This window comes from Methylocella sp. (assembly GCF_044226135.1).
Classification (GTDB): domain Bacteria; phylum Pseudomonadota; class Alphaproteobacteria; order Rhizobiales; family Beijerinckiaceae; genus Methylocapsa.
Genome location: NZ_JBGAHM010000026.1, coordinates 1 through 15886, shown reverse-complemented (window position 1 = coordinate 15886; position 15886 = coordinate 1). Strand labels below are relative to the sequence as shown.

Annotated in this window: 15 protein-coding genes; 8 read left to right on the top strand and 7 right to left on the bottom strand. The window is 65.6% G+C overall.

Annotated elements, in window-relative coordinates:
• Positions 1 to 21: 21 nt before the first annotated feature.
• Positions 22 to 360 (bottom strand): PepSY domain-containing protein, encoded by a 339-nt coding sequence (locus ACILRB_RS11465; RefSeq protein WP_395666422.1) that lies wholly within the window; start codon positions 358 to 360, stop codon positions 22 to 24.
• Between the two features lie 88 nt (positions 361 to 448).
• On the opposite strand from ACILRB_RS11465, the gene ACILRB_RS11460 reads away from it, so the two are divergent.
• Positions 449 to 1186, top strand: a complete 738-nt coding sequence (locus ACILRB_RS11460) for a DUF72 domain-containing protein (RefSeq protein WP_395666421.1) — start codon at positions 449 to 451, stop codon at positions 1184 to 1186.
• Positions 1187 to 1237: 51 nt separating this feature from the next.
• Here ACILRB_RS11460 and ACILRB_RS11455 read toward each other — a convergent pair whose 3' ends face one another.
• Positions 1238 to 1507 carry a hypothetical protein gene (locus ACILRB_RS11455; RefSeq protein ID WP_395666420.1) on the bottom strand — a complete coding sequence of 90 codons (270 nt, stop codon included), beginning with the start codon at positions 1505 to 1507 and terminating at the stop codon, positions 1238 to 1240.
• A gap of 200 nt (positions 1508 to 1707) precedes the next feature.
• On the opposite strand from ACILRB_RS11455, the gene sseA reads away from it, so the two are divergent.
• The 6 genes from sseA (at position 1708) to parE (ending at position 9607) form a co-directional block, all read left to right on the top strand.
• Positions 1708 to 2574, top strand: coding sequence for a 3-mercaptopyruvate sulfurtransferase (sseA, locus tag ACILRB_RS11450; RefSeq protein WP_395666419.1), 867 nt, complete (start codon positions 1708 to 1710; stop codon positions 2572 to 2574).
• A 344-nt stretch (positions 2575 to 2918) separates the two neighbouring features.
• A complete protein-coding gene (locus ACILRB_RS11445; protein ID WP_395666418.1) occupies positions 2919 to 3305 on the top strand; it encodes a hypothetical protein in 387 nt (128 codons plus the stop codon).
• Between the two features lie 464 nt (positions 3306 to 3769).
• Positions 3770 to 4108, top strand: coding sequence for a P-II family nitrogen regulator (locus ACILRB_RS11440; RefSeq protein ID WP_395666417.1), 339 nt, complete (start codon positions 3770 to 3772; stop codon positions 4106 to 4108).
• Positions 4109 to 4171: 63 nt separating this feature from the next.
• Positions 4172 to 5581: a type I glutamate--ammonia ligase gene (gene glnA / locus ACILRB_RS11435; RefSeq protein ID WP_395666416.1), complete on the top strand. Its 1410-nt coding sequence runs from the start codon at positions 4172 to 4174 to the stop codon at positions 5579 to 5581.
• Positions 5582 to 6156: 575 nt separating this feature from the next.
• Positions 6157 to 7215 carry a glutamine synthetase beta-grasp domain-containing protein gene (locus ACILRB_RS11430; protein WP_395666415.1) on the top strand — a complete coding sequence of 353 codons (1059 nt, stop codon included), beginning with the start codon at positions 6157 to 6159 and terminating at the stop codon, positions 7213 to 7215.
• 325 nt (positions 7216 to 7540) lie between these two features.
• Complete coding sequence (gene parE, locus ACILRB_RS11425) at positions 7541 to 9607, top strand: DNA topoisomerase IV subunit B (RefSeq protein ID WP_395666414.1); 2067 nt, start codon at positions 7541 to 7543, stop codon at positions 9605 to 9607.
• 468 nt (positions 9608 to 10075) lie between these two features.
• Here the strand turns inward: parE and ACILRB_RS11420 are convergent, their stop codons facing one another.
• Complete coding sequence (locus ACILRB_RS11420) at positions 10076 to 11485, bottom strand: PleD family two-component system response regulator (RefSeq protein ID WP_395666413.1); 1410 nt, start codon at positions 11483 to 11485, stop codon at positions 10076 to 10078.
• Positions 11486 to 11522: 37 nt separating this feature from the next.
• Positions 11523 to 11894, bottom strand: a complete 372-nt coding sequence (locus tag ACILRB_RS11415) for a response regulator (protein ID WP_395666412.1) — start codon at positions 11892 to 11894, stop codon at positions 11523 to 11525.
• Positions 11895 to 12089: 195 nt separating this feature from the next.
• Here ACILRB_RS11415 and ACILRB_RS11410 point away from each other — a divergent pair, with 195 nt between their 5' ends.
• Positions 12090 to 12401: a DUF3572 domain-containing protein gene (locus ACILRB_RS11410; RefSeq protein WP_395666411.1), complete on the top strand. Its 312-nt coding sequence runs from the start codon at positions 12090 to 12092 to the stop codon at positions 12399 to 12401.
• A gap of 114 nt (positions 12402 to 12515) precedes the next feature.
• On the opposite strand, the gene ada is transcribed toward ACILRB_RS11410, so the two are convergent.
• The 3 genes from ada to ACILRB_RS11395 form a co-directional block, all read right to left on the bottom strand.
• A complete protein-coding gene (ada, locus tag ACILRB_RS11405; RefSeq protein ID WP_395666410.1) occupies positions 12516 to 13583 on the bottom strand; it encodes a bifunctional DNA-binding transcriptional regulator/O6-methylguanine-DNA methyltransferase Ada in 1068 nt (355 codons plus the stop codon).
• A gap of 538 nt (positions 13584 to 14121) precedes the next feature.
• The gene (locus ACILRB_RS11400) at positions 14122 to 14799 is read right to left on the bottom strand and encodes a hypothetical protein (protein ID WP_395666409.1); all 678 of its coding nucleotides are present in this window, start codon (positions 14797 to 14799) and stop codon (positions 14122 to 14124) included.
• A gap of 158 nt (positions 14800 to 14957) precedes the next feature.
• Positions 14958 to 15886, bottom strand: a 929-nt coding sequence (locus tag ACILRB_RS11395) for an AIPR family protein (protein WP_395666408.1), incomplete at its 5' end; no start/stop codon positions are given.

Genomic DNA, 15886 nt, shown 5'->3' with positions numbered 1-15886 from the left:
GCGGAAAGTCTCAGGAAAAACCTATCGGCGCACGGCCGCCGCGCCGCCGAGGGGCTGCCCGCTGCGGGCGTCGATGAAGGCGCGCATGATCTTTCCCTCCCGCGTCAGCACGCTGATTTCATAAACGAAAGAGTCATCGTTGCGGCAGAGCCGGGCGTTGAGCGCCTCGGCCTGCAGTTTCGCGGCGACGCGACGCATCGGCGCGAGCGGCTCCGCGAGGCCGTCGACGCGAATGCGCTCGCGCGTCTCGCCGGGCGAGAAGCACGTCAGCGGCTCGGCGCGCGCGGCCTGAGCGCCAAGACAGGCGAGCGCGCCAAGGCGGACGAGCGTGCGAAGCGTCGCAAGGGAGGAGAACGACATGGGGCGAGGCTGCCTCGCGCGCCGTGAACAGTCAATGAACGGCGCGCCGGCGACGGGCGTTTGGCGCGTGTCGGGACGCGGAGCGCGCATGACCGAAAACGCCAGGATCGCCGTCGCCGGATGGAGCGTCGCCCGGCCATGGGCCGCGCGATTTCCGGAAACGGGAAGCCATCTCGAACGCTACGCCGCGCGGCTTTCGGCCGTCGAGGTCAATTCGTCCTTTTACAGGCCGCATCGCCCGGCGACCTACGCGCGCTGGGCGGCGAGCACGCCGGACGACTTCAGCTTCGCCGTCAAGGCGCCGCGCGAGATCACCCATATCCGTCGTCTCGTCGGCGCGGGCGAGCCGCTGCGGCGCTTTCTCGACGAAACCTCGGCCCTCGGGCGCAAGCGCGGCCCCGTGCTGGTCCAGACGCCGCCGAGCCTGCGCTTCGACCGGCCTGCGGCCGAGGCGTTTTTCAGCCTGCTGCGAAGCCTTTATGAAGGGTTCGTCGCATTCGAGCCGCGCCATGCGAGCTGGTTCACGGCGGAGGCGGACGCGCTTCTCGGCGACGTTCAGGCGGCGCGCGTGGCGGCCGATCCCGCGCCCGCGCCGGGCGCGGGCGATCCGGGCGGCTGGGGCGGGCTCGTCTATCTGCGCCTGCACGGCTCGCCGGTCGTCTACCGCTCGGCCTATGCGGAGGCGGCGCTCGCGCGCGTGGCGGCGCTCGTCACGGCGGCCGCCCGCCGCGGCGCGGCGGCCTGGTGCGTGTTCGACAACACGGCCGAAGGCGCGGCGACCGGCGACGCGCTGCGCCTTTGCGAATTGACGTCGGCCGGCCGCTGAAACGCCGGCCGCGGCGTCTTGCGTCGCGGCCGGGCCCGGCTCATCCGGCCGCTATCGGGCCGGAGACTTCTCCATATCCTTCGGCGAGATCACGTCCATGCTTGACGAGGGCATGGACGGACGGGCGCTGTCTGGATAGGCCGAGCGGCCCATGGAGCCCGGCGCCTTGGTGTTGCTGGTCGAGGTGTCGCCGTTCTGCGAGGCGGGCCCCACGGCCTTGTCGCCGGCGCCGCGGCCGCTTGCCGAAGACGACTGGGCGTAGGAGGCGACCGGCGCGAGCGCGAGCATGGCGGCGGCGAGGGCGGCGGAAAACTTCATCATTGTCAGGCTCCCGGTTTTGACGACGATGCGAACGGCCGGCAAACGCCTGGGCCGGCCCGCGTCGCGCCGCTAACGACGCCGCCGACAAATGGTTCGCCGCGCGAAACCACGCCAGCTTGCGCTTGGAAGATCGGCTGGGCCGTCCTATGCCTTTGACGCATGAAGATTCGCCGGCGCGCCCTGATCGCGCGACCGGGAGCATGGAGGACGTCGCCTTGGCCCAGACTCTTTTCGTCACGACGGAATGGCTCGCGGAGCGGCTGGGGTCGGCCGATGTCGCCATCGTCGACGGCAGCTATTTCCTGCCCGCCGAGCATCGCGACGCGCGCGCCGAATTCGCCGCCGGCCATATCCCCGGCGCGGTCTTCTTCGACATCGAGACGATCGCCGACAGGACCACCTCCCTGCCCCACATGCTGCCCGACGAAGCGGGCTTCGCCTCGGCCGTCGGCAAGCTCGGGCTCTCCGAGGACATGACCATCGTCATTTACGACAACTCCGATCTCGTCGGCGGCGCGCGCGTGCGGTGGATGTTCAGAACCTTCGGCGCGAAAAAGGTCTTTCTGCTCGAAGGCGGCCTCGCCAAATGGCGCAAGGAGGGACGGCTGCTCGAAAAGGGCGAGAAGCTTCCGAGGCCCAAGACCTTTGACGCCCGCCTCGACCGCGCCCGCGTGGCGACCGCCGCCGAGGTGCTGAAGGCGAGCGAGCTCAAGACCGCCGAGATCGTCGACGCGCGCAGCGCCGCGCGTTTCCTGGGCGAGGGGCTGGAGCCGCGCCCGGGCTTGCGCTCGGGCCATGTGCCGGGCAGCCGCAGCGTGCCCTGGCCCGAAGTGGCGGCCAAGGGCAGGCTCAAATCCGCCGAGGAGGTGCGCCACGCCTTCGCCCGCGCCGGCGTCGATCTGTCGAAGCCGATCGTGGCCACCTGCGGCTCCGGGGTCACGGCGGCGATCCTGCTCGCCGCGCTCGAAAGCCTCGGCAAGGCCGACGTCTCTCTTTACGACGGCTCGTGGAGCGAATGGGGCGGACGGCCCGATCTGCCGGTGGCGACCGGCCCCGACGAAGACTGAGGGCGCGCGGCAGGATTTGAAGCGGCGTTCCGGGAAAGCCCTTGACGGCGCAAACCGCTGAGCTATCATCAATTTAAGAGCACGTCGAGCGAACTCCCACAAGAGTTGCGCATTAGCGGCGTGCAAGTGGAGCGCCTGACGATCGTCGGGCGCGGCGTCGACCGACGCGGGCAGGCCCCCGCGGTTCTCAGGATCGACCCAAGCCGGCCTCAAGAGGCTTCCACACCCTCCCCTTCCGTCTTGAGGGGCTGCATCACAGCTCGTAGCTCCAGCTCGTCGCCCTGCGGCGAGAACGCCTTCGCGTGGAAGGGTCTCCGCATCTCGAGACATTTGGAGTGGTTCACATGTGTGATTATTCGCTTGAAATGTACGCCTCGCGGCCGGCGCGCGAGTCGGAGAAATATGTGACGACCCGCTTCCCCTCCGGAAGCATCGGCCTCGCGACCCCCGGCGACTGCTCGACGGCGGTTTGCGTCCAGTATGACACGCGGCTCCAGCTCGAAGGCGTTTCGAGCGACCTGCAGACGCGGCTCGGCGTTGGTCCTTCGGAAGAAGTCGTGTTCGCGCGGCTCGAGCACGGCGCCTATCGCGACGGCGTGAAGTTCGGCAACGGCAAGGAGATTTCGCTGCAGCTTCTCGGTTCGGGCGTCGGGGTGAGCGTCGTCGCGCCCAAAATCGTCAAGGAAGACGCCCCCATGCATGAAGAGGTCGTTCTCGAGCCGGCCGAATAACCCGGCCTCTCGCCATCCTCCCCTGAAGCGAACCCGCTCCAGCTTTCTGGAGCGGGTTTTTCGTCGCGGCGGCTCGGCCGCCCAAAAACAAGGCAGGCGCGCTTTTTTCGCGCCGCCGCGCCGGTCTGGCATGCAATTTCGCCCCGCCCATCGTCCGGGCCGAGCCGCAAGGCCGGCGTCGCCGCCCCCGGACGTCGCGCGGCCCTAAACCCTGGCCTGAAGCTCAAGCCTTTGTGTGGCGGGCCGCCCGGGGCCTCGGGCCCGCCTCCGTCGGGGCCAAATCTGGCGCACGCCTTGCTTTATGCGCCGGCGCGCCTTGCCAAAGGCGAAAAACTGGCCGACAGGAAGGAACTACGCCCTTGGACGAAGCCCAATAATTCGCCATGGCGTTTTTTCGTCGTAAGTGCTAAACGCCGCGTTGAATTTGCAGCGGCCGTCCCCTCCATTCCGACGCAAGATTCTCCATGAAAAAAATCGAGGCGATTATAAAGCCGTTCAAGCTCGATGAAGTGAAAGAAGCGCTTCATGAAGCGGGAGCGGCGGGGATCACCGTCACCGAGGCCAAGGGCTTCGGGCGCCAGAAGGGCCACACGGAGCTATATCGCGGCGCAGAATACATCGTCGACTTCCTGCCCAAGGTTAAGATCGAAGTCGTCGTCGCCGACGCCGTCGTGGACGCCGCCGTCGAGGCGATTCGCAAGGCCGCCCAGACCGGCCGCATCGGCGACGGCAAGATCTTCATCTCCAACATCGAAGGCGCGATCCGCATCCGCACCGGCGAGACCGGCCCCGACGCGATCTGACGCCTCCCGCCCGCCTTCCTTCCTCCTTCCTCTTCCATAGCGCATTGACTGAAAGGCCCGCCTATGAAAACCGCCCAAGACGTGCTCAAGGAGATCAAGGAAAACGACGTCAAATACGTCGATTTCCGCTTTACCGATCCGCGCGGCAAGTGGCAGCACGTCACCTTCGACATCAGCCTCATCGACGAGGACATCTTCGCCGAAGGCACGATGTTCGACGGCTCCTCGATCGCCGGATGGAAGGCGATCAACGAATCCGACATGCTGCTGATGCCGGACCCCTCGACCGCCACGATGGACCCGTTCTTCGCCGCGCCGACGATGGTCATCGTCTGCGACATTCTCGAGCCGAACAGCAACGAGCCCTATAGCCGCGACCCCCGCTCGATCGCCAAGAAGGCCGAAGCCTTCGTCGCCTCCTCCGGCGTCGGCGACGCGGTCTATGTCGGCCCCGAGGCCGAGTTCTTCGTGTTCGACGACGTGCGCTTCCGCGCCGACCCCTACAACACCGGCTTCGTGCTCGATTCGGCGGAGCTGCCGTCGAACTCCGACACGCCCTATGAAGGCGGCAACCTCGGCCATCGCATCCGCACCAAGGGCGGCTATTTCCCGGTTCCGCCGCAGGACTCCTGCCAGGACATGCGCGGCGAGATGCTCGCGGCCATGGCGGCGATGGGCGCCAAGGTCGAGAAGCACCATCATGAAGTCGCCTCGGCCCAGCACGAGCTCGGCCTGAAGTTCGGTCCGCTCACCAAGATGGCCGACGACCTGCAGATCTACAAATACTGCATCCATCAGGTGGCGCAGAGCTACGGCAAGACCGCGACCTTCATGCCGAAGCCGATCTTCGGCGACAACGGCTCGGGCATGCATGTGCACCAGTCGATCTGGAAGGACGGCAAGCCGCTGTTCGCCGGCGACAAATACGCCGACCTCAGCCAGGACTGCCTCTATTACATCGGCGGCATCATCCGCCACGCCCGCGCGCTGAACGCCTTCACCAATCCCTCGACCAACTCCTACAAGCGTCTGGTCCCGGGCTATGAGGCGCCGGTGCTGCTCGCCTATTCGGCGCGCAACCGTTCGGCCTCCTGCCGCATCCCGACGGCCTCGAACCCGAAGGCTAAGCGCGTCGAGGTCCGCTTCCCCGATCCGATGGCGAACCCCTATCTCGCCTTCGCGGCCATGCTGATGGCCGGCGTCGACGGCATCATCAACAAGATCGATCCCGGCCCGGCGATGGACAAGGATCTCTACGACCTGCCCCCGCGCGAGCTGAAGAAGATCCCGACGGTGTGCGGCTCGCTGCGCGACGCGCTCACCAACCTCGACAAGGACCGCGCCTTCCTCAAGGCCGGCGGCGTGTTCGACGACGACTTCATCGACAGCTACATCGAGCTCAAGATGCACGACGTGATGCGCTTCGAGATGACCCCGCATCCGGTCGAATTCGACATGTATTACTCCTACTGATCGTCTGACGGCGACACGCCACGATCTTGAGCTGGGCGCCTTCATGAAGGCGCCCAGCTTTTTCATGAACGGCGTCCCGCTGCGCGACGACTCCCGCCGCGCCTCCGCCGACGCCGGAGCCGGGCCGGCGGTCCCCCGGCGAGGTCCGGCGCGGCGACGAACCCCACAGAGATGGATTCGGCATATGAGAGCCTGACGCGAAAAGTCTGCGACTTTCCGCATCAGGCTCCTGCTCGTTGAAGAGCACGAAATGCCCAACATTCTCGCCGACCCGCGCCCGAGCTGATTTTTGCGTCTTCGCCCGCCGGCGCGGCCTCGCCGTTTCACAGGCCGCGGCGCCGCGGGCCCCGCTTCGCGACGTAGCGAAACGGGCGCCATCCAGGGCGGGCGCCCTGTTTTTCGCAGGCCGCGTTCATCGACGCGCCGCACGAGCAAAAACGCGAGATCTTCCGGAGAGATGGCACGGATGATGCGAGTCACGCGAGCACGCGCGGATTGCAGTCATGACTCCTTGCGCGCGGCGTTCTGACTAACAGCGACGCTGACACCCCGCCCTCCAACGGAAGCGGAACTAAATGCCTAAATATAAGCTCGAATACCTGTGGCTCGACGGGTATACGCCGGCCCCCAACCTGCGCAGCAAAACTCTCATTAAAGAATTCACCAATTTTCCCACGCTGGACCAGCTTCCTGCGTGGGGGTTTGACGGAAGCTCCACCCGGCAGGCCGAAGGCAAGAGCTCCGACTGCCTGCTGAAGCCGGTGTCCGTGTTCATCGACAGCACGCGCAAGAACGGCGCCCTCGTCATGTGCGAGGTGATGAACCCTGACGGCACGCCGCACGCCACGAACGCCCGCGCGACCATCCTCGACGATCCCGGCGCCTGGTTCGGCTTCGAGCAGGAATATTTCTTTTACAAGAACGGCCGGCCGCTCGGCTTCCCGGAGCATGGCTATCCCGCGCCGCAAGGCCCCTATTACTGCGGCGCCGGCTACACCCAGGTCGGCGACACGGCCCGCCAGATCGTCGAGGAGCATCTCGACATCTGCATCGACGCCGGCATCAACCACGAAGGCATCAACGCTGAAGTGGCCAAGGGCCAGTGGGAGTTCCAGATTTTCGGCAAGGGCTCCAAGAAGGCCGCCGACGAGATCTGGGTCGCCCGCTACATCCTGCAGCGCCTCTGCGAGAAATATGGCGTCGACGTCGAATATCATTGCAAGCCGCTCGGAGACACCGACTGGAACGGCTCCGGCATGCACGCCAATTTCTCGACCACCTATCTGCGCGAGGTCGGCGGCAAGGAATATTTCGAAGCGCTGATGGCGGCCTTCGCGAAAGCCAAGGCGGACCACATCGCCGTCTACGGCCCGGACAATCATCTGCGCCTGACCGGAAAGCATGAGACCCAGTCGATCGACATGTTCAGCTATGGGCTCGCCGATCGGGGCGCCTCGATCCGCATTCCGCACAGCTTCGTCATCAACGGCTACAAGGGATATCTCGAAGACCGCCGCCCGAACTCCCAGGGCGACCCCTACCAGATCGCCTCGCGCATCCTGAAGACGATCGCGACGGTTCCGCTCCCGGCGGCGGCGGCTCCGGCGAAGAAGCAGAAAGAAGTCAGCGCCTGAAACAGGCTCCGGGCGGATCGCGCCGATCCGCCCCACAGGCGCGCGCCTGAACGCTCGGGCGCGGAGCGAAACCGGCCGTCGGGCTTCGTCGGCCGGCTCCCCGCGTCGGGATCGAATTGGCGTTAACCGCGCGTTCATCGAGCGCTCCGACGCTGGAGGCGGCCGCAAGGCCGCCTTTTTTCATGGGCTGTTCACAAGGCCGCGCCCGATGAAAATGTTTTCGTTCTGTTCCCATCGCGCCGCGTCTGTGGCATAAGGCGTCCGCACATCGATCAACCTCCGCAACCTCGACAGACCTTCGCAACATCGACAGACCAGGGCGTTCATGGCTAATCACGGCGATCTGTTTGGAGGCGCGGCGCGCCAGCCGGCTCGGGACGACGACCGCGGGAGGCCGCGGCGCGCCGCGGAGAAGCCCGCTGCGCCAGCGCGGGCGACCCCGGGCGAATCCGGCTACACCGCCGCCTCGATCGAAGTGCTCGAAGGGCTTGAGCCGGTTCGCCGCCGCCCCGGCATGTACATCGGCGGCACCGACGAGACCGCGCTGCATCATCTCTTCGCCGAGGTGCTCGACAACGCCATGGACGAGGCGGTCGCCGGCCATGCGAGCTTCATCGACGTCGCCTACGAGGCCGACGGAACCCTGCGCGTGACCGATAACGGGCGCGGCGTCCCGGTCGATCCGCACCCGAAATTTCCCAAGAAATCCGCGCTCGAAGTGATCATGACGACGCTGCACGCCGGCGGAAAATTCGATTCGGGCGCCTATCAGACCTCGGGCGGCCTGCATGGCGTCGGCGTCTCGGTCGTCAACGCGCTGTCGGAGAGCCTTGAGGTCGAAGTGGCGCGCGCCCAGACGCTCTATCGCCAGAGCTTTGCGCGCGGCCTGCCGACGAGCGCGCTGCTCGAAGTCGGCAAAGCGCCGAACCGGCGCGGCACGCGCGTCAGCTTCCGGCCCGACGAGCAGATTTTCGGCAAGGGCTGCGCCTTCAGGCCCGCCCGGCTGTTCAAAATGGCGCGGGCGAAGGCCTATCTTTTCGGCGGCGTCGAGATCCGCTGGCGCTGCGCGCCCGAGCGGCTCGAGGCCAACGGCCAGACCCCGCCCGAGGCCGTGTTTCATTTTCCCGGCGGCCTCAAGGACTTCCTCGTCGGCGACATCGGCGACAGGGAGCGTGTGATCGAGCCGATTTTTTCCGGCAAGGTCGAGAAGCCGGAAGGCCATGGCTCGCTCGAATGGGCGCTCGCGTGGCTCGCCGAAGACGACGGCTTCGTCCATTCCTACTGCAACACCATTCCGACGCCCGACGGCGGCACGCATGAGGCGGGCCTGCGCGCCGCGCTGCTGCGCGGCCTCAAGGACCATGCCGAACGCATCGGCCAGACGAAGCGCGCCGCCGCGATCACCGGCGAAGACCTCATGGGCTCCTGCGCGGCGCTCATCTCGGTGTTCATCCGCGAGCCCGAGTTTCAGGGCCAGAACAAGAGCCGGCTGATGTCGAGCGAAGCCGCGCGCATCGTCGAACAGGGCGTGCGCGACGCGTTCGACCACTGGCTCGCCGCGGCGCCGTCGCATGCGCTGAAGCTGCTCGACTGGGCCGTCGAACGCGCCGAGGACCGTTTGCGCCGGCGCGCCGAAAAGGACGTCGCGCGCAAGACGGCGACGCGCAAGCTGCGCCTGCCCGGCAAGCTCGCGGATTGCGCCAACACCGCGGCGCAGGGCTCCGAGCTGTTCATCGTCGAAGGCGATTCCGCCGGCGGCTCGGCCAAGCAGGCGCGCGACCGCGCGAACCAGGCCATTCTTCCGCTGCGCGGCAAGATCCTCAACGTCGCCAGCGCCACGCGCGACAAGCTCGCCGCCAACCAGCAGCTCGGCGACCTGATGCTGGCGCTCGGCTGCGGCGTCGGCGCGCATTACCGCGAGGAAGAGCTGCGCTACGAAAAAATCATCGTCATGACCGACGCCGACGTCGACGGCGCCCATATCGCCTCGCTGCTCATCACCTTTTTCTACCGCCAGACGCCGAAGCTGATCGAGAACGGCCATCTTTATCTCGCCGTCCCGCCCCTGTTCCGGCTGACGCAGGGGACAAAGCAGGTCTACGCCCGCGACGAGGCGCATCGCGACGAACTCATGGCGAAGGTTCTGACCGGGCGCGGCAAGATCGAGATCGGCCGGTTCAAGGGCCTCGGCGAAATGCTGCCCTCGCAGCTCAAGGAGACCACCATGGACCCGGCGCGGCGCAACCTTCTGCGCGTCGTCGTGCTGCCGGACGATCGCGCCGAGACGACGGACTCCGTCGAGCGGCTGATGGGGAACAAGCCCGAGGCGCGCTTCGCCTTCATTCAGGAGCGCGCGGCCTTCGCCAATGCGGCGGAGCTGGTGGTGGTGTGACGGATTGAAGGGACGCCCCCGGGGCGTCCGGCTACGGCCGGGCGCGCCTCTTGGAGCGCGCTCCGGTCAGTCTGGATCGACCTATGGGGATCGGCTTTTTCGACGAGACGCCTGAATCCGGAACGCCCTGTCGGCCACGCGCCTTCGGCCATGAAAGCGCCGCACGGCGAAGGCGGCCGGCGGCAGACGGCGTTTCGAGGAGGCCACTCCTAAACCGCCTGCGCGCCGGCCGACCCTACGGACCCAGGAGATGCGGCGGACCTGAGCACTCCGTAGGGCGTTCGTCGTCAAGTAACCAGTGCGCGAAAAACTTCTGCGCAGGACGCGGCGGACATTTTCTTTGAGGAACGCTCGCCACGCCGCACCCTTGGCGGGCCCGGCGAAAAGACGTTATCGCGCCAGATGCGAGAAAGGCAATGGCGCGCGCCGGTAAATTCCCGCTTTCCTTAACGCGGCCGCGCGCGCCGGTCAGCCCGCCCGCACCACCCTGAAACCTGGCGCGCGGGGCGCGGCCTGCGGCGACGCGACGTCGAAATAGACCCGGTTGCGCCCGCCCTCCTTGGAGCGGTAGAGCGCCTTGTCGGCCTCGCGCAGGATGTCGGCGCCGCAGCGGCCGCTTTCGGCGAGGCCGATCGAGATGGTGGCCGCGATCGAGCGGTTCTTGCCGATGAAAAAGGGCGCGCCTGCGACGCCGGCGCGCACCCGTTCCGCCACCTTCGCGCCGACGTCGACGCGCGTGTCCGGCATCAGGATCACGAATTCGTCGCCGCTGAGGCGGCAGAAGATGTCCGAGCGGCGGATCAGCGACTTGATGCGCGTGGCGAGGCCCTGCAGCAGCCGGTCGCCGGCCTCATGTCCATGCAGGTCGTTGACGGTCTTGAAATGGTCGATGTCGAACATGATCAGGGAAACCGGCCGCCCCTTGCGCTTGGCCTCCTCGAGCATGGACGGAAGCACGCCGTCGAAGAAGCGCCGGTTGTGCAGGCCGGTCAGCGCGTCGACCACCGCCATTTCGAGCGAGGCCTCGACGTTCTGCCTCAGGCAGTCGACGTAGCGCTTGCGCCGCATCTGCGTGCGCACGCGGGCGACGAGTTCGGCGCGCTCGACCGGCCGCAGAATATAGTCGTTGACGCCCAGTTCGAGGCAGCGCAGCACGCGTGCGCGATCTTCGGGCTCGGCCACGGCGAGAATGGGGATCTGGCGCGTCGCCTCGATCGAGCGGAACTGGCTGCACAGCCGCAGCCCGTCATAGCCGGAGAGGCCGAGGCTCACGATCAGCAGGTCATAGCCGCCGGCGGCGCCTTCCGTCAGCGCCTCGGCGGCGTCGGGCTCGAGCTCCATCTCGTAATGCGGCTTCAGGGCGTTGACGATCGCCTCGCATGCGGAGCGGCGGTCGTCGACGACGAGGATGCGGCCGGAGGGCTCCTCGCCCTGAGACAGGCAGGCCGCGCCCGAAATGCCGAGCTTCGCCGCGCGGGCCGCGCGCGACCGCAGGTCGTCGAGCGTGGCGCGCAGCCGCGCCAGCGACTTCACGCGGGCGAGCAGCGCCGTTTCGTCGATGGGCTTGACCAGGAAATCGTCGGCCCCGGCCTCAAGGCCCATCAGCCGGTCGGAGGGCTGGTCGAGCGCCGTCACCATCACGACGGGAATATGGGCGGTGTCGGGATCGGCCTTCAGGCGACGGCAGACCTCGAAGCCGTTCATGCCGGGCATCATCACGTCGAGCAGCACGATGTCGCATTCGCCGGCCGCGCAGACGGACAGCGCCTCGGCGCCGTTGGCGGCGGTGAGCACGTCGAAATATTCGGCGGCGAGCCGCGCCGCGAGCAGCTTCACATTGGAAGGATTGTCGTCGACGACAAGAACGCGAGCGGTCACTTCAAACTCCTCAAGCTCGCCGCCGCCGGCGGCTCTTTCACTGCTCGTTCAGGAAACCGCGCACGGTCTCGAGAAATTTGACGATGGAGATCGGCTTCGAGAGATAGGCTTCGCAGCCGCCCTGCCGGATCTTCTCTTCGTCGCCCTTCATCGCGAAGGCGGTGATGGCGATCACAGGGATGGCGCGCAGCTCGTCGTCCTCCTTGAGCCGCCTCGTGACCTCGAGGCCGGAAATCTCGGGCAACTGGATGTCCATCAGGATCAGGTCGGGCCGATGCGCGCGCGCGAGCCCCACCGCCTCGAGCCCGCTGCGGGTCTGCACTGTCTTGTAGCCGTGCGCCTCGAGCAGATCGTTGAACAGCTTCATGTTGAGTTCATTGTCTTCCACGATCAGAATCGTCTTTTCCATCGGCGGTCCGGCGCTCCCATGTCGGCGGCTGAAGCGTTCCGCCCGAACGTCAAAAATTCGGGCGAATGCGACTATGCTCCAGCTTGCATGGTCTGGGCGAATCCTTGGAAAAACGCCTGCTCGGCCGAGACGGGAACCCCCGTCCCCGTCGTCCTAGAGCTAATCGAACGACCTTTATGAAGGGACGCCAAAATCATGAGAATTGAAGGCGACGGCCGCTCAGCGCCGCGTGCGGCCGCCCTCGAGCGCGCCGAAACGCTCGCCATCGAGGCGCTCGGCCATATCGCCGGAGACGAAACGACGCTCGAACGCTTTTTGAGCCTTTCGGGGCTTTCGCCCGAAACCCTGCGGGCCGCGGCGGCGGAGCCGGGCTTTCTGGCGGGCGTGCTCGACTTTCTCGCCGGCGACGAATCGCTGCTGCTCGCCTTCGCCGCCAATGCGGGGCGCGATCCGGCCGAGATCACACGGGCGCGCGAGACGCTCGCGCCGCGCGGCGAAGCGGTCTGAACGCCCGCCGACGCAAGGAAAAGCGCGCCGCTTCAGCGCCGGCGATTGCGCATGCGCGCCCTGGCTCACGTCCGGTCGGAGAAGATAACGCCGGCCGCCCTCATGGGCGCGCCATCATTCGCCGCGCTCCCGCTCCAGCAGCGCGCGCTTGCGTTCGACGCCCCAGCGATAGCCCGACAGCGCGCCGTCGTTGCGCACCACGCGGTGGCAGGGAATGGCCACGGCGATCCCGTTCGCCCCGCACGCCCGCGCGACGGCGCGACACGCGCGCGGCGCGCCGATCGCCCTCGCGATGTCCGCGTAGCTCGCCGTCGTCCCCGGCGCGAGTTCGACCAGCGCCTTCCAGACCCGCTGCTGGAACGCCGTGCCGCGGATGTCGAGCGGCAGGGCGAGCCCCATCGACGGGCGCTCGACGAAGCCGACGACCTGCGCGACGACGCGCTCGAACGCCGCGTCGCCGCCGATCAGCTCCGCTCTCGGGAAACGGTCCTGCAGCTCCCGCGCCAGCGCGTCGGGATCGTCGCCGAGCGTGATCGCGCAGATCCCTTTCGCGCTCTGCGCCACGAGGATCGACCCGAGCGAACATTCGGCGACGGCGAAACGGATTTCCGCGCCCGCGCCGCCGGCCTTGAACGCCATGGGCCGCATGCCGAGCCTCTTGCTGGCGGTTTCATAGAAACGTCCGTTCGAGCCGAAGCCCGCGTCATAGATCGCCGCGGTCACGGAGGCGTCGCCGTCGGAAAGCGCGCGGCGCACCCGCCTCGCCCGCTCGGCGCTGGCGTAGGCCTTCGGCGTCACGCCCGTCTCGGCCCTGAACAGGCGGTGGAAATGCGACGGGCTGACCGCGCACATCTGCGCAAGCTCTTCGAGGCTGGGCGCCTGCTCGGCCTGCTCGATGATCCGGCAGGCTTTTTCGACGAGGGCCGCGCGCTCGGCCGCATCGCCCGCGCCATTGGGGCGGCAGCGCCTGCAGGGACGAAATCCGGCCGCCTCGGCCGCCTCGCAAGTGGGATGAAACGCGACATTTTCGGGATTGGCCCGGCGCGACGGGCAGGACGGGCGGCAGTAGACGCCCGTGGTTTTGACGGAGTAGACGAAGGCGCCGTCCGCCGCGCGGTCGCGCGCGACGATCGACGGCCAGCGCGGGTCGAAATCGGCGCGGGGGCCGCCCATCTGGCTCATGGCCGGCATTGTCCTGATCTCCGGTTCTCCGACGTCATGACCGATAGATAGGCGGCGCGGGCCTCCCCTGCGCTCCGGGTCTTGCTTTCAAATTTCGCCGTCGTCCGACGCTGCGCATGGCGTTACGCGCCGAAGGAGCCATTCTTCATCATGTGCCCATGCGAGAAAGATGGCACGCCCGACACTGCATACGCCGACTGGTTCAAGACCAGAGAAGACGCGGAGAAGGCTGCGCGGGAGATGGACAGGCGAGAGAAAGAGGAAGGCGTCGATACGCCCCCTGCGATGGTCTTCGTGGCGGTCAAGAAAGCCTAGCGCCCAGCGCCCTTAAGCGAAGGGCCATGAAGCCTGCCTTTGGGGTCCCGCTTGGGGTCCTCTTTAGGCTACCGTCTTCTTTAGACCACCGCCTATCGGCTTTATTTTCAACGTCTTTTTAAAAGTCAAGATTGCTGGCGGGCCGCGACCGATAGTGATGAGCACTACGTTTTCGCCATAGCCCTCTAATATCGCATTTCAAGCGGTTACGGAGGGCTTCCACTTAATGTGCAATGGCCTTCGACACAGCCTCGATAGCGTTCACCAAGGCTGGGAGCAGGCCGGTGACTTTTGCGACAGCAACCGGGGCTGCCGCAACCAGAGCGGCATCAACGAACTTCGTTGTCCGCTCGCCCAACCACTTCCCGAAGGCGACGGCCAGACCGAGCAATTTTGCGGTTCGCGATTTTACAATTTCCTTGTCGGGGTTAGATTTTTCCAGTTCCCTTTCAATCACCCCTATATCATCCAGTGCATTTTGGAGCTGGTCACGTTCAGCACTGTGATCTTCTTGGTCAGGTGGCCCGTTGTGCCCCCGCCATGCGAGTTCGCGCTCAAGGTCTTCAATATGATCGCGGAGGATGCGAAGCGCCGTGCGTGCATTGGATGTGGCGTCAGCTTCTCCTGCAACGCCGGGCTTTAGGATACGGGCAAAGTCGGTATCTTCCAGCAGCATTGCTTTGATTTTCGGACGGACGAGCCGTCCAACGCTTTCGGCAGGAGAGAAATCATTGAGGATGGGAGCGCCAAGTTCCTGAACCACGGCTGAGATATTGCGCATCCGATAGCGGATCGCTGCGTCATTCCTCTGGGCAAGAGCGCCACTTAACAGCGTCTGCGCAAGCGGCTCGGATCGATCATCCGCACCGTGAAGCTGAAGGCGAAGCAGCAGCACATACACTTCGACCGATCGCCTAAGCTCGTCGTCGGTCCATGGGATATTCGCGCTCTTGGTAGTTCTTCGTGCCATGGAGTCAGGTCGTGCTATCGGCGCTTGTGAGATCATCCTGGAAAATCAAGTGACATGCCTCCTTATTGATCCAATTTTAGGCGAGGGCATTAATCAAGGCTGATGCCCTCTGCTCGCGCTTTCTCAATAGTTTCCAACAGCACGGCGCATTGTTTTTCTGTTGGAATTTTCATCGGCATCTGCATGGCGACGTTCAATATGCCGATCTCCTTCGGCGTCAGCAGACGCTTGGCAGCAAGCGCATCATGCACAGCGATCCATCTGGCCGCCGGGATCGCGAAGACCTTCGTCTGCGCCTCAATGCCGTTATCCACCTTCTGGGTATTCCGGGCAGTCCGCTTTTCAGACAGATGATCGTCGCGGGACAGGCATTCGCCGTCGAACTCATCCGGCAGAAGGTCGGCAAACTCGTCCATATTTTCCAGCATCCGCGTCCAGCAGGCCTCACGCTTGGCCCATTCCGAAATGTTCGAAATACCCTGCATCGGGCGCAGGAGGTCATCGTTCACGCGGGAAGCCACAACCGCGATGGTGTTTTCAAGGACAGGACTTATCGCCTGCGCATTCCAGACCCGCTGAAAATCGAGACTTTTTTCCTGCCGCCTTGTCAGTTCGCTGAGAACGGCCAACGTATAGGCGACAATATTGGCACGATAGCCGTTATTATACCACGGTTGCGCTGACACAATCCGTTCTGTCGCACGGAATATGATCCCTCGCGCAACGGCGCGTTTAAAGTACGCTTCGTTGAAGCTGTCCGACGACTTGTCCCATTCCTTGCCGATCCGGGCGGCGTAGCGGGCGAAATTCTTTTCGGCTCCAAGGTTCACGTATCGCGGATGGTCATCCCAGACGTTCTCAAACTTCGCAAGATCCGTCTTAGGGTCTGGACCCATAAAATGGTTGGCGTGATCAGCGGTTTGTGATTCACGGCTTCCGAAAGGAAGCGCCGATGAATCGGGATCAGTTCTGGCTGACGGACGAACAATTTTCAAAGATCGAGCCGCATCTGCCGACA

Bases quoted from the DNA above. Each gene is read 5' to 3' on its own strand.
- parE (WP_395666414.1), top strand. From the start codon at position 7,541: ATGGCTAATCACGGCGATCTGTTTGGAGGCGCGGCGCGCCAGCCGGCT.
- ACILRB_RS11465 (WP_395666422.1), bottom strand. From the start codon at position 360: ATGTCGTTCTCCTCCCTTGCGACGCTTCGCACGCTCGTCCGCCTTGGC.
- ACILRB_RS11415 (WP_395666412.1), bottom strand. From the start codon at position 11,894: ATGGAAAAGACGATTCTGATCGTGGAAGACAATGAACTCAACATGAAG.
- glnA (WP_395666416.1), top strand. From the start codon at position 4,172: ATGAAAACCGCCCAAGACGTGCTCAAGGAGATCAAGGAAAACGACGTC.
- ACILRB_RS11455 (WP_395666420.1), bottom strand. From the start codon at position 1,507: ATGATGAAGTTTTCCGCCGCCCTCGCCGCCGCCATGCTCGCGCTCGCG.
- ACILRB_RS11410 (WP_395666411.1), top strand. From the start codon at position 12,090: ATGAGAATTGAAGGCGACGGCCGCTCAGCGCCGCGTGCGGCCGCCCTC.
- ACILRB_RS11460 (WP_395666421.1), top strand. From the start codon at position 449: ATGACCGAAAACGCCAGGATCGCCGTCGCCGGATGGAGCGTCGCCCGG.
- ACILRB_RS11445 (WP_395666418.1), top strand. From the start codon at position 2,919: ATGTGTGATTATTCGCTTGAAATGTACGCCTCGCGGCCGGCGCGCGAG.
- ACILRB_RS11440 (WP_395666417.1), top strand. From the start codon at position 3,770: ATGAAAAAAATCGAGGCGATTATAAAGCCGTTCAAGCTCGATGAAGTG.
- sseA (WP_395666419.1), top strand. From the start codon at position 1,708: ATGGAGGACGTCGCCTTGGCCCAGACTCTTTTCGTCACGACGGAATGG.
- ada (WP_395666410.1), bottom strand. From the start codon at position 13,583: ATGAGCCAGATGGGCGGCCCCCGCGCCGATTTCGACCCGCGCTGGCCG.
- ACILRB_RS11430 (WP_395666415.1), top strand. From the start codon at position 6,157: ATGCCTAAATATAAGCTCGAATACCTGTGGCTCGACGGGTATACGCCG.